Origin of the sequence: Xanthobacter flavus (assembly GCF_017875275.1) — a bacterium.
In the GTDB taxonomy this organism is placed as follows: Bacteria; Pseudomonadota; Alphaproteobacteria; order Rhizobiales; family Xanthobacteraceae; genus Xanthobacter; species Xanthobacter flavus_A.
The window spans coordinates 3,924,116-3,936,411 of sequence record NZ_JAGGML010000001.1; the positions used below are offsets into that span (position 1 = coordinate 3,924,116).

12 protein-coding genes are annotated in these 12,296 nt (G+C 66.8%); 6 read left to right on the top strand and 6 right to left on the bottom strand.

The window, feature by feature from the left end; translation table 11 throughout:
* The first annotated feature begins 18 nt into the window (after positions 1-18).
* Together J2126_RS18595 and J2126_RS18600 are read left to right on the top strand one after the other, a co-directional pair.
* On the top strand, positions 19-567 hold the full coding sequence (locus J2126_RS18595) for a MaoC family dehydratase (RefSeq protein ID WP_245327456.1): 549 nt from the start codon (positions 19-21) through the stop codon (positions 565-567).
* Positions 568-706: 139 nt separating this feature from the next.
* Positions 707-1,531 carry an ABC transporter substrate-binding protein gene (locus J2126_RS18600; RefSeq protein WP_245327458.1) on the top strand — a complete coding sequence of 275 codons (825 nt, stop codon included), beginning with the start codon at positions 707-709 and terminating at the stop codon, positions 1,529-1,531.
* A gap of 148 nt (positions 1,532-1,679) precedes the next feature.
* Here the strand turns inward: J2126_RS18600 and J2126_RS18605 are convergent, their stop codons facing one another.
* From J2126_RS18605 to J2126_RS18620, 4 genes are all read right to left on the bottom strand, one after another.
* Entirely contained in the window at positions 1,680-2,384 is a 705-nt protein-coding gene (locus J2126_RS18605; RefSeq protein ID WP_209488330.1) for a GntR family transcriptional regulator, read from the bottom strand.
* Between the two features lie 126 nt (positions 2,385-2,510).
* Entirely contained in the window at positions 2,511-3,455 is a 945-nt protein-coding gene (locus tag J2126_RS18610; RefSeq protein ID WP_209488331.1) for a dihydrodipicolinate synthase family protein, read from the bottom strand.
* Between the two features lie 42 nt (positions 3,456-3,497).
* Entirely contained in the window at positions 3,498-4,640 is a 1,143-nt protein-coding gene (locus tag J2126_RS18615) for an acyl-CoA dehydrogenase family protein (protein WP_209488332.1), read from the bottom strand.
* Positions 4,641-4,680: 40 nt separating this feature from the next.
* Positions 4,681-5,076 carry a hypothetical protein gene (locus J2126_RS18620; protein WP_209488333.1) on the bottom strand — a complete coding sequence of 132 codons (396 nt, stop codon included), beginning with the start codon at positions 5,074-5,076 and terminating at the stop codon, positions 4,681-4,683.
* 211 nt (positions 5,077-5,287) lie between these two features.
* Between J2126_RS18620 and dapA the strand changes: the two genes are divergently transcribed.
* Positions 5,288-6,166, top strand: coding sequence for a 4-hydroxy-tetrahydrodipicolinate synthase (gene dapA, locus J2126_RS18625; RefSeq protein ID WP_348634338.1), 879 nt, complete (start codon positions 5,288-5,290; stop codon positions 6,164-6,166).
* Positions 6,167-6,287: 121 nt separating this feature from the next.
* Entirely contained in the window at positions 6,288-7,787 is a 1,500-nt protein-coding gene (locus tag J2126_RS18630) for an AMP-binding protein (protein ID WP_209488335.1), read from the top strand.
* 122 nt (positions 7,788-7,909) lie between these two features.
* Here J2126_RS18630 and hydA read toward each other — a convergent pair whose 3' ends face one another.
* A complete protein-coding gene (hydA, locus tag J2126_RS18635) occupies positions 7,910-9,328 on the bottom strand; it encodes a dihydropyrimidinase (RefSeq protein ID WP_209488336.1) in 1,419 nt (472 codons plus the stop codon).
* Between the two features lie 798 nt (positions 9,329-10,126).
* Here hydA and J2126_RS18640 point away from each other — a divergent pair.
* Positions 10,127-10,870: an HpcH/HpaI aldolase family protein gene (locus J2126_RS18640; RefSeq protein WP_209488337.1), complete on the top strand. Its 744-nt coding sequence runs from the start codon at positions 10,127-10,129 to the stop codon at positions 10,868-10,870.
* 44 nt (positions 10,871-10,914) lie between these two features.
* On the opposite strand, the gene J2126_RS18645 is transcribed toward J2126_RS18640, so the two are convergent.
* Positions 10,915-11,610 carry a FadR/GntR family transcriptional regulator gene (locus J2126_RS18645; RefSeq protein ID WP_209488338.1) on the bottom strand — a complete coding sequence of 232 codons (696 nt, stop codon included), beginning with the start codon at positions 11,608-11,610 and terminating at the stop codon, positions 10,915-10,917.
* 172 nt (positions 11,611-11,782) lie between these two features.
* Between J2126_RS18645 and J2126_RS18650 the strand changes: the two genes are divergently transcribed.
* Positions 11,783-12,295: an ureidoglycolate lyase gene (locus J2126_RS18650; RefSeq protein ID WP_209488339.1), complete on the top strand. Its 513-nt coding sequence runs from the start codon at positions 11,783-11,785 to the stop codon at positions 12,293-12,295.
* The last annotated feature ends 1 nt before the right edge of the window (position 12,296 follow it).

Here is a 12,296-nt window from a genome sequence, read left to right on the forward strand (position 1 = left end):
GTGCCGGAAGGACCTCCCATGCCAGATGTCGAATCCCGCCCGCTCACCGGCGGGACAGGGCTCAGCGGAACCGCCATGGGCGCAGCCCTGGTCCGGACGCAGATCCCGCGCGACGTCTATTACGAGGACGTGGAGATCGGTGCACGGTATCGCACGCCGGCACGTACCATTTCGGCCGCCGACATCGCTGCCTTCTGCGCGGTGACAGGCGACCATCACCCCCTTCACACCGATGCCACCTACGCCCGCAGCCAGGGCTTCGCCGACGTCATCGTGCACGGGCTCTTCTGCCTTTCCATCATGGAGGGGCTGAAGACCGCGAGCGGCCTTTACGAGCACACCTCGGTCGCCTCCCTCGGCTGGGATGCGGTGAAGTTCCGTGCGCCCGTGGTGGCGGGGGATGCCGTGCACGTGGAGTTCGCCTTCACCGCCAAACGGCCCACCTCCCGAGGGGACCGCGGCGTCGTCACCGAGGACGTTCTGCTCCTCGACCAGACCGGCCGCGTGGTGGTCAGCGCCGTCCACGCGGCTCTCGTGATCATGCGTCCAAACGCAAACCAGGACTAGAACATTTCCGGTGAACTCCGGTTCACCGGAAATGTTCTAGTCATCTGATTTTACGCAATTCCTTTCGCAAAACCGCGATGCGCTTTTGCGGGAATTGCTCTAACCGCAAGGAACCGGAGCTTCTCCAATGCGCAAATTCATGGCTCTCTCTATCCTGCTCGGTGCCCTTGGCGCCGCCCAGGCGGCCGCTGCCGCAGACTGCACGCCCAAGGTTTCGGCCGATCACTTGGTCACGCCCGGCAAGCTGCAGATGTCCACCAATCCCACCCTGCCGCCGCAGCAGTTCATAGATGAGAAGGGCGAGCTTCAAGGCCTCAACGTGGAACTCGGCAAGGCCATCGCCAAGAAGCTCTGCCTGGACATGGAATTCGTACGCATGGATATGCCCTCGATGCTTCCCGCGCTGAAGGCCAAGCGCTTCGACGGCATCGACACGGGCATGTTCTGGACCGAGGAACGCTCTAAGCTGATGTTTATGATCCCCTATGCCCAGCAGGCGGTGAGCATCTACACGTCGCCTGACAGCAAGCTGGAGATCACCAAGTTCGAGGATCTGGCTGGCCACACGGTGGGCATCGAGACCGGAACCTATCAGGAGAAGCAGGCCAAGATCCTGAACGAGAAGATGGTCGCCGCCGGCATGAAGCCCATCGAGTTCCGCTCCTTCAAGACGGCGTCCGAGACCACCGCCGCCCTGAAGGCAGGTCAGGTCGAGGCCGGCATCAACATCGATGAGACCGCGCGCGTGCTCGAGGAAAAGGGCCTCGCCAAGATCAAGGTGCAGGGGCTGAACGGCACCGACATCACCATCGACTTCATCGATCGCACGCTGGCGGAGGCCGTGGCGAAGGCACTGGTCGAGCTCAATGCCGACGGCACCTACGACAAGCTCTTCGACACCTTCAAGATGACCCGCCTGAAGGACCGCAACTTCGCCATCCGCGGTCCCGGCCCCGCGCTGTGATCTGCGGGCGGCTGGCGTGTTCCTGGCCCCGGGGCCGGGGAGCGGCAGCCGCCTTTCCGGCCCCGCCCGCCACGTCCTCGGTTTCGTTCCGGCCCGCGGCGGGAGGGGCGGGGACTTCGCAGGGCCAGGCTTACCAACGGGACGCGGGTCAGCGCTCGTCGTCACCCAGCTGCGCGAACAGGTCCTCAAGCACGGCGGCCTGCTGCATGCGGATGATGGCTTCGGCCATCTGGAGATCCTGCCGGCGCAGCGCATCCAGCAGCAACCGATGCTCGCGCACCAAGCCGCGCTCGCGGCCCGGCCCGTAGCCGTAGCGCAGGCGGAAGGCGCCGATGAGTTCCCAGCCGCGCAGGAACATGCGCAGCGCTTCCCGGTTGCCGCCGAACTCGACCATGCGGGCGTGCAGGTCGCGGTTGAGACGCACGCCGCGCTCCCGGTCGCCCGCCGCCACGGCTTCCGCATAGGCCGTCGCCCGCGCCTCCAATTCGTCGAGCTTGTCCAGCGTCATTACGCGCAGGAAGCGGCGGATGGCGAGCAGCTGCAATTCGGCGTTCAGCTCGAACAGATCCTCGATGAAGCTGCGGTCAAGCCTGCGCACCGTGGCGCCGCGATTGGGCTCGATTTCCACCAGCCCCTCGCCTTCCAGCTTGCGCAGGGCTTCGCGCAGGGGCATGGCCGAGAAGCCGAAGCGGCTGGAGAGGTCCGCCACCTTGATGCGGGCGCCGGGACCAAAATGACCGGAGAGAATGTCCTGCCGGATCAGCAGGCAGGCCTGCTCGACCGAATTGCTGGCGGCGTCTTCGCCATTTTCCCCGGTCGGGGTCTGTCGGCCGGTGCGGGGGGAAAGTGTCATGGAATCCACCGCAGGAAGGGAACGGGCGGACGAAACCGGCCGCCCCGCTCCTTACACTCTGCACTGAAGCGTTTGTAAGGGGAGGGGGCGCCGGTCCGGTCGCATTTGGGTGGCCTCCGGCGCCGATCAGGCGGAGAGGAGACGGGCAAGGCCGGCGGCATCCACGGCCTGGCCCACCCGCGCCGCCACGTCGGCAGGCACCGGCAGCAGCGGGCGGCGGGGCACGGCGGAGCTGATCAGGCCCAGATGCCGAAGCGCCACCTTGATGCGGGTATGCATCTCGATCAGCGGCGGCGCGCCGTAGATGGTCCGCACGATGGGGTACAGCTGGTCGTTCAGCGCCCGCAGGGTATGCAGGTCGCCGGCCTCGGCGGCGGACCAGAGGTCGCTGAGAAGGTCCGGAATGAGGCTTGCCATGCCCGAGAGGATGCCATCGGCGCCGATCGCCACCTGCGCCACCAGCCAGTGATAGTTGGAGGGCAGCATGTAGCAGCCCGGCGCTACGGCCTTGATGCGGCGCAGGTTGTCCTCATAGAGGCCAATATCGCCGCTGCCTTCCTTCACCGCGATCACGCGCGGACGGGCGACCAGTTCGCCGAGAACGGATGATGAGAAGCCGTAGCCCGACGCCACCGGCTGCTGGAAGATGGAGAGGGGCAACGAGGTGGCGGCGAGCACGCTGTCCACATAATCCAGCGCATAGCGTGGATCCGTACCCGCGCCGCCGGAGAATTGTGGCAGGGGGAAGAGCACGGCGGCATCCACGCCGGCCGCTTCGGCCATCTGTGCCTGGGCCACGGCCTCGGCAGTGGACCAGGCGATGATGCCGCTCAGGAGCGGAACGTCCGGGCCGATGAAGGCACGGGTGCGTCGGATCACCTCGATGCGCTCGGCATCGTCAAGGGTCGCGCCCTCGCCGGCATGGCCGTTGACGAAGACGGCGCGAATGCCCTTCGGCCGGGTGCAATAGGCCAGCACCCGCTCATAGCTCGCCCAGTCGATGGAGAAATCATCGTGAAAGGGCAGGATGGTGGCGACGGTGACGCCGGACAGGTCAACAGATCGGGTCAAGAGGCAGGCTCCTTGCGTCGGTAGGGCGGGCGCGCGGCGGGCTCAGCCGTGCGCGCGGGCGAGCTGGCGGGCGATGATCAGCCGCTGGATCTGGTTGGTGCCTTCATAGATCTGGGAGAGGCGGACATCCCGGTAGAGCCGCTCCACCCGGTAGGCGCGGGAATAGCCATTTCCCCCATGGATCTGCAGGGCGTTGGAGATGGCGCGGTTGGCCATGTCGGTCGCGAACAGCTTGGCCTCCGCCGCCTCCCGGGCGATCTCGTGGCCGGCATCCATCAGCCGCGCCGCGTGCTGGATGAGCAGCCGCGCGGCGGAGATGTCCGTGGACATGTCCGCCAGCATGAACTGAACCGCCTGGAAACTGGCGATGGGCGCGCCGAACTGGATGCGACTGTGGGCATAGGCCAGGGCGTCCTCAAGCCCGGCCTGCGCCATGCCGAGCGCCATGGAGGCCATCATCAGCCGCGAGAAGTTGAAATTGGCCATGGCCATCTTGAAGGCGCCGTTCTCCGGCCCCAGGCGGTTGGCGATGGGCACCCGCACACCATCAAAGCTGAGGCCGCATTCGGCCAGGCCGTGCATGCCCAGAAGCTCCTCGGCCTTGCCGCGGCTGATGCCGGGGCGGTCGGTCTCCACCATGATGCAGCTGAGGCCGCGCTGGCCCGCCTGGGGGTCGGTCTTGGCGAATACCAGAACCACATTGGCGATCTCGCCGAAGGTGACCCAGGCCTTGGTGCCGGTGATCACATAATCGTCTCCGTCACGCACCGCCTGGGTGCGCAGGCCCGCCACGTCAGACCCGTAGTCCGGCTCGGTCGCGGCGGTGGCGACGATGACATCGCCAGCCAGCACTCCCGGCACGAGGGCGTGATGCACCGCCCCGCCGTGCTCGGCGAGGAAGCGCGCGGCCTCCACCGGAATGGCGAAGGCATTGCCCACGGCGCCCGAGCAGCGGGCGATCTCCTCCATCACCAGACAGGCGGTGGCCGCATCCATGCCCGCGCCGCCCTTCTCCTCAGCAAGGCCGATGCCGAACAGGCCCAGATCCGCCAGCCCGCGATACAGCTCCCGCGGGAAGCGGTTGTCCCGGTCGATGGCGGCGGCGGCCGGCAGGATCTCGGCCTCGGCAAAGCGGCGGGCCGTGTCTATCACGAGGCGCTGGTCGCCGGTGAGCAAGCGATGCACGGTCTTTGATCTCCCGATTTCCGAATTGGCTATGATTTGATCAAGTCATGTGGCCTGTGCCGCCTTCAAGCACGCCGCCATGGGCGATTTCGCTCACCGTGCGCTCGAAGAAATAGATCACGATGGCCTTGTCCGGCACGTCGTAGCTCTGCGCCGCAGCACGGGTGACGGCCGCCGCGGCCGCCCGCCGCATATCTGCCGTGCGGGCGATGGCATGGAGCTTCACAAAGATCCGCCGCGTGTCCGCAGGCGGCGGCATCTCGCCCGCATGGGCATAGGCATCGGCAGGATAAAGCTGGAAATAGCAAGAAATGATGGCCGGATCGATGCCCCAGCATCCGGCCAAGGCCGCGGTCATGCGCCGGGCGGCTTCAGCCCGCGCGGCAGGCGCGCGCCCGTCCGCACCGGGAAAGTCGTTCACTTCGAGAAAGGGCATGGCGGGGTCCTGCGCAAAGGCTCCGGCAGGGGGCCGACGCTGCCGCGCCACCCTGTCGTCGGACCATTGATTGGCTGAAAATATGATCAGATGTCAACTTGATCTGCGTATGTTAGATCAAATAATAATCCAGAGCCTGCTGCCCGGCGGATCGCGTCTCCCGCGTCCGCAGGATGCGGCTTCCTTTTCGCCCGATCCTGGAGCTTGTGCCGTGACGTCCTTCCGAGGCAGTTTCACCGTGATGGTCACCCCGTTCACAGCCGATGGGCGCCTGGACGAGGAGGGGCTCGCCCGCTTCGTGGACTGGCAGGTGCGCGAAGGGGTTCACGGCCTCATTCCGCTCGGCTCCACCGGCGAATTCCTGTCGCTCACCCGGGCCGAGCGCCGCCGCGTGGGCGAGGTCGTGGTGGAGGCCGCCGCCGGGCGCGTGCCGGTCCTCATCGGCACCGCGGCCGAATGGACGAACGAGGCCGTCGAACTGACGCGGGAGGCGGAAAGCATCGGCGCCGACGGCGTGATGATTATCCCGCCTTTCTATTCCTCGCCCACGGCGGATGAGATCTATGCCCATTACCGGGCGATCGCCGCGGCGATCCACATTCCGATCATGATCTACAACAACCCCTTCACGTCCAATGTGGACCTGCCGGCGCGGCTCGTCGCTCGGCTGTCCGAGATCGACAACGTCTCCTACATCAAGGAATCGAGCGGCAGCGTTCCGCGCACGGCGGAGATCATCCGGCTGTGCGGCGACCGCATGACCGTGTTTTCCGGCTATCATCCGTGGGAGAGCTACCGGGTGGGCGCGGCGGGTTATGTCTCCGTCTTCTCCAACATCGCGCCTGCGCTCTCGGCCGACCTTTATACCCGCACCGTCGTCGAGAACGATTTCGCCGGCAGCCGGGCGATCGCCGACCGCGTCGCCCCGCTGCTGGATGCGCTGGCCGGCGACCTTTATGTGTCCGCCACCAAGGCAGCCCTCGGCATGATCGGCCAGCCGGGCGGCCCGCCGCGTGCGCCCCGGCTCCCCCTTCCGGAAGACAGGCGGGCGCCCCTCAAGGCCGTGCTGGAAAGCCTCAGCCTCGTTTGACCCTGTGGGCGCGATGCGCCAGCTTCGGGCTCTCCGGGCGCCTTTTGCCCGAGCCCCGCCCTTTCGCCGTTTCGTCGAGAGTTTCCGCACCATGATTGATCCCGTCACCGCAGATGCGTCCGTGAGTTTCGGAGCCCGCCTGCGCGGCCATGCCCGCGCGCGGGGCAGCGCCACGGCCATCACGGTGCTGTCCCCGGACGGCACAGCCCAGCCCATCGGCTGGGAGCCCCTCGACCGCCTCGTGGACCGGATCGCCGGCGCCCTCATGGACCGGGGCCTCGGGCAGGGCAGCGTGGTGGGCATCGGCCCGCCCAATGGGCTCGCCCACATCGCTCTTGTCCTGGGCGTGTGGCGCATGGGTGGCACGGTGCTCGCCTTCGATCACCGCCAGCCGGCCACCATCCTGGCCGGCATGTGGGACCGCGCGAAGGCGGCGCTGGTCGTGGTGCCCCCCGCCGTGGTCCCGGAAGAGTCCCGGGTGGTGCCGCTGCCCGGCTTTTGGGAGGACGTCGCCGAGCGGGTTGATGCGGTCGTGCCCGACCAGGTGTCGCGGCCGGGCAAGATCCTGCTCTCCGGCGGGTCCACCGGCGTCTCGAAGCTGATGGCCGACGATCTGCCCTGGCGCTTCGTGCCCGGCCGGCCCTGGGGGGACGTGGCGCCGGCGCTCGGCTTCCGGGCCGACCAGGTGCAACTGGTGGCGGGCGCCATGTCCCACAACGCGCCGCTCACCTGGGCGCAGATGGGGTTGTTCGAAGGCCATCACCTCGTGGTGCTGGAAGCTTTCAATGCGGACTTGGCGCTGGATGCCATCGACCGTTTCGGCGTCGGGTTCGCCATGGTGGTCCCCACCATGATGGTGCGCATGCTGGATGCAGACGCCCGGCGCCCCCGCAGCCTCGCCTCGCTGGAAGCGCTGTACCACACCGGCGCACCCTGCCCGGGCTGGCTCAAGGCAGCCTGGATCGAGCGCCTCGGTCCAGAGCGCGTGACGGAGATGTACGGCTCCGGCGAGAATGTCGGCCAGACCATCATCACCGGCACCGAATGGCTGGCAAATCGCGGCTCCGTCGGCCGCCCCTTCCAGAGCGCGGCGCGGATTTACGACGCCGCCGGCGCGCTCCTGCCTGCGGGCGAAGTCGGCGAGCTCTTCATGCGCCGCGACGGCGATGTGACCCCGGAAGCGCGGGTGCGCTATCTCGACCCCGGCGTGGCGTCCCGCGAGGATGCGGACGGCTTCGTCAGTGTCGGCGACATGGCTTCCGTGGATGGCGATGGTTATGTCCATCTCGCCGGCCGGCGGGACGATGTGATCAATTCCGGCGGTGTGAAGGTGCATCCCGAGAAGGTGGAGGCGGCGGTGCTGTCCTGTCCTGGGGTGCGCGATGTGGTGGCCGTGGGCCTTGATGACCGCGACTGGGGTCAGCGGGTGCATGTGGTGATAGAGCCGGCCGATGCCACAATTGCGGTGACGCTGGCTGACGTGCGTCGGCACTGCGCTGGATCGCTCGCTGCCGATGAACTGCCGAAAAGCCTTTCCGTGGTGGCCGCCCTGCCACGGGACGGCTTCGGCAAGGTGAAGCGGCGGATGGTGCGGGCGGCGGAAGAGCAGCGGGCCGGCTGATCAACCGGACGTCCGGCGCCGCATGACCACGGCAATGGTCGCAGCCGGCGCGTCGACCAAGCTTCGCGCGGAACGCCTCGGCCCGTGCGTACGGCCCCGGCACACCCCGGGGCCGTTGGCCCTCACAGCCCCCGCGGCCGGGCGAAGTCGGAAATGTCCCGCGACAGGATCTGCCCGTGGCCGGCGGCCCCCGTCACCTTGCCGTCCTCGGCGACCACCACGCCCCGGGAGAGTGTCATCACCGGCCAACCCGTCACGGCGAAGCCTTCCCACGGGGTGTAATCCGCGCCGTGATGGAGGATCTCCTGCCGGATGGTCTCGCGCTTGGCCGGGTCCCACAGGGTGATGTCGGCATCGAAGCCGACGCCGATGGAGCCCTTCTGCGGATAAAGGCCATACAGGCGCGCGTGGTTGGTGGCGGTCAGGGCCACGAAGGTCTGCAGCGAGATCCGGCCCTTCGACACCCCTTCCGAGAACAGGATCGGCAGGCGCGTCTCCACGCCCGGAATGCCGTTGGGAACCCAGCGGAAGGAGGTGCGCGCCTTCGGGTTCAGCTTGCCATCCACGGCATCGTAGCGGAACGGGCAGTGGTCCGACGAGAAGGTCTGGAACACGCCCTGCGTCAGCCCCTCCCAAATGGCGGCTTGGCTGTCCGCATCCCGCGGCGGCGGGGAGCAGACATATTTCGCGCCCTCCATGTTGAGCCCATCCAGGTCTTCCGCCGTCAAAGTGATGTATTGCGGGCAGGTCTCGGCATAGATCTTCAGGCCGCGTTGCTGGGCCCAGCGCACTTGTTCCATCGCCTCGCGACCGGACCCGTGCACGATCACGATCGGGACATCCACCAGTTCGGCATGGCTGATGGCCCGATGGGCGGCCTCGCGTTCCACCACCTGCGGCCGGGAGGCCGCGTGAAAGAAGGGACGGGTCTGGCCAGCACGCTCAAGCCGCTCGGTCATGTAGCGGATGGCGTCATAGCCCTCGCAATGGACCATGACGAGCGCCTGCTCGCGCCGGGCAACGTCGAACACCTCCAGGAGCTGGCGGTCGTTCAGCACCAGGTCGTCATAGGTCATGAACACCTTGAACGACGTGTAGCCATCCTTGACGAGCGCCGGCAGTTCCTGCCCCAGCACCTCCGGCGTCGGGTCGGAAATGATCAGGTGGAAGGCGGTGTCGATGATGCACCGGCCTTCCGCCAGCGCGCGGTACTCTTCCACGCACTGGCGCAGAGAGGTGCCCCGCTGCTGGAGCGCGAACGGCATCACGCAGGTGTTGCCGCCCGCCGCCGCCGCCGCGGTGGCGCTGGCGAAATCATCGGCCATGGAGATGTCCGGTCCCTGATACTGGGAGATGTGGACATGGCTGTCGATGCCACCCGGCAGCACTAGAAGGCCGGTGGCGTCGATCTCGCGCGCGGCGCCGGTGACGGAGGCGGACAGGGCGACGATGCGGCCATCACGAATGCCAATGTCGGCCTTCATGGTGTCGGCGGCGGTCACGACGGTGCCGCCGCGAATGGCGAGATCGAACTCGGGCAAGGTTGGGTCTCCGTAGGAAGGCCAGCCGGCTCCACGCGGTTGGGAGGCGCGGGCGAAACGAGTGGGGAGCGGGCTAGTCGGCGTCAGTTTGAGCGGATCGCAGCCTTCCGGTCCAGATCAGGTATTGGCGAAGTTTCAGTCACCGCCGCCGCGAGACTGAGCAGATGCTGATTTCGCGATGAGATTGTGCTGCCAATTCGCGCCACGACGGTCCGTGCGTCGAACTGGTCTGGCCTGTCAAATGAGTGAAAGGACGGGGAGGGTGCGGCCGAAAATTATTACATATCTGTATGTTATATTCATATCCCGTCGTCTGAGAGACACGCTCCGACGTGGGTGCCCAAAAAATAGCCTTGCCCACGCGGAGGGCTTATGAAAATCTGGTCAGACCAGATGATGTATGGATCAGTATATCCTGTTTTTCCTTTCAGCGGGAGGATGTAGTTGTTGTTGATCGTTTGCATCTAAATAGAATCCGTCTTCCAGTGGAATAAAAGTGCGAGTCATGTGCGATTTTAAATGAAATTATCTGCTTTCTCTGAAGTGTCGTGCACGAGGGATGCAAGCCCGTCGGGCCGGAGGTGTTTCCCCTTGTTGCGCAAGGTCCGTGCCTGATGCGGCCGTGCCATCTGCCTGAGACCGGGCAGCGCCGCTGGGAGCGGGCCTTTCGCCTGACCCCGTGCGTTGAGCGCCAGTCCGGCCGTCTTCCAAAGTCCGTTCGTTCCGGTGCGCACAAGCGGCGAGCCGCCGGCACAGCTGTCCCGTCCGTCGCCCGTGCTTGTTCGCGAGGAACTTCTGATGCCCCGATTTGGCCTGGCCGCCTGTGTCTTTCGCAGCGTGGAGATGGTGAGCGTCGCCCGCACCGCCGGCTTCGACCTGCTGGTGGCGGATATGGAGCACAGCGCGCTTGCCATCGGGGACGTTGCCGCGCTCTGCCTTGCCGGGCGCATGGGCAACTTTCCAGTGGAGGTTCGCGTCGGCGGGCCGGACCATCCCGACCTTGCCCGTGTGCTCGACTGCGGCGCAACGGGCGTGATCGTGTCCCATGTGGACAGTGCGGATCAGGCGCGCCGGATCGCCGATCGCACCCGCTTTGCGCCGGCGGGCAACCGCTCCGTGCCGAGTCCGCTGGCCATCTTCGGCTTCCGGGCCGTCGATCCGCAGACACTCATGGCCGGCTGCGAAGCCGAAATCCGGGTTACGGCAATGATTGAAAGCGCCGACGGGCTGGCGGACGCGGGGGCCATCGCGGCCGTTCCCGGCATCGATGCGCTGATGGTGGGCGCCAACGATCTGGCGGTGAGCCTTGGGCATCCCGGCGATGTGGGGCATGAGCAGGTGCGCGACGCCTTTGCACGCATCGCTGCCGCTGCTGCTGCCGCCGGCAAGGAATTCTCGGTCATCGGCGTGCCGGAAGCGCTGCTCGAAAGCCATGCGTTTGCGTTGGGAGCGAGGACGGTGATCGCCACCAACGACATCAACCTGCTGATCGACGGCGGAACGGCACTGGTCGCGGCCCTTGTCGCTCGTGCCGCGTCATGACGAAAGACGGGCGGACGGGCCGGGCGCGGCCGGCAACCGCGGTTTCACAGGATGGCGAGGCCGGCCCGTGCGGCAGAATTGAGGATGTGGCTCTCCATCGCCCGCCGGGCCGCCTCCGGCTCGCGGGCGGCGAAGGCCTCCAGCACCCGGCGATGCTCGGCGGCGGTTTCGCTCAGCCGCTCGCGCTCGGTCATGGGAATGCGCTGGCTTTCCACGAACACGGTGCGGATGTCCTGATAGAGCTTCTGGAACATGGCGTTGCCGCACAGCGAGAAGATCAGGTCATGGAAGCGGGTGTCGGCGTCGGCGAGCGCCAGGCCGTCGCGCCGCTCGGCTGCGGCATCCATAGCGCTGCTGATGGCGTCGAACTCGGCGATCACACCGCCATGGATCGTTGTGGCGGTAAGGGCGGCCGCCAGCCCCTCGATGGCAAGCCGGGTCTGGTAGACGTCGCGCAGGCTGAAAAGCTGATTGTAACGCCATTGCGCCGGCGCCGCGGCACGGGTGGCCGGATCGATCACATAGACGCCGCGGCCCGCCTCCACGCTGATGAGCCCGAGGGTCTCCAGAATGGAGAGCGCTTCGCGGAGCGACGGGCGTGACACGCCGAGATGATCGGCCAGTTGCCGCTGGGCCGGGAGCGCATCGCCTGCCTTCAGCCCGCGCTCGCGGATCAGCGCCTGGATGGCCTCGGCGGTGCGAATCGGGATCGGTTGGGTCGCTTTCTTCAGCACACTCATGTTCCGCTTCGCGCGCCGCGCCTGCATCCTCGCGAGCCGCCGGGCCGACTGCGTTATGCATACCAGTTAAAACTGGTCAGACTGGTAAGTCTAGATGATTTGTTCCCGCACCGGCAGCCCGGTCTGCCCGTCCCTACGATGAAAGAACAGGCCTATGAGTTCCGATACAGGCATGCCGGTCCTGGAAGCCGGCGCGCACGTTCTGCGGCCGCTGACGGCCGACGCGTTCCGCCCCTTCGGGCAAGTGCTGGTGGCGGATGCGACCTATACGGTGAACCTCGGCCACGCCGACCGGACGGATCTGCTCGCCAGTCTTGCCCATCGCGAAACCGCGCCGCAATTGTGCCTGTCGCATTTCGACGTCCGCCCCATGGCATTGCCGGCGACCATCACTGAACTGGAGGCGCATCCCTACACTGCGCAGGTCTTCCTTCCGATCACCGAATCCCGTCCCGTCGTGGTGGTGGCGCTGGCCGGCCCTGATGGGCGGCCGGACCCGGAAACGCTGGCCGCCTTCCTCGGCGCGCCTGGGCAGGCCATCCTCTATGATGCCGGCGTCTGGCATGCCGGCCTCACCACTGCGAGCGACCCCGGCCATTTCCTCATGGCCATGTGGCGCGGCAGCCGGCCGGACACCCTGGTGGAGCCCCTGTCCCGACCCTTGGTGGTCGATCTGGCCGGCTGAG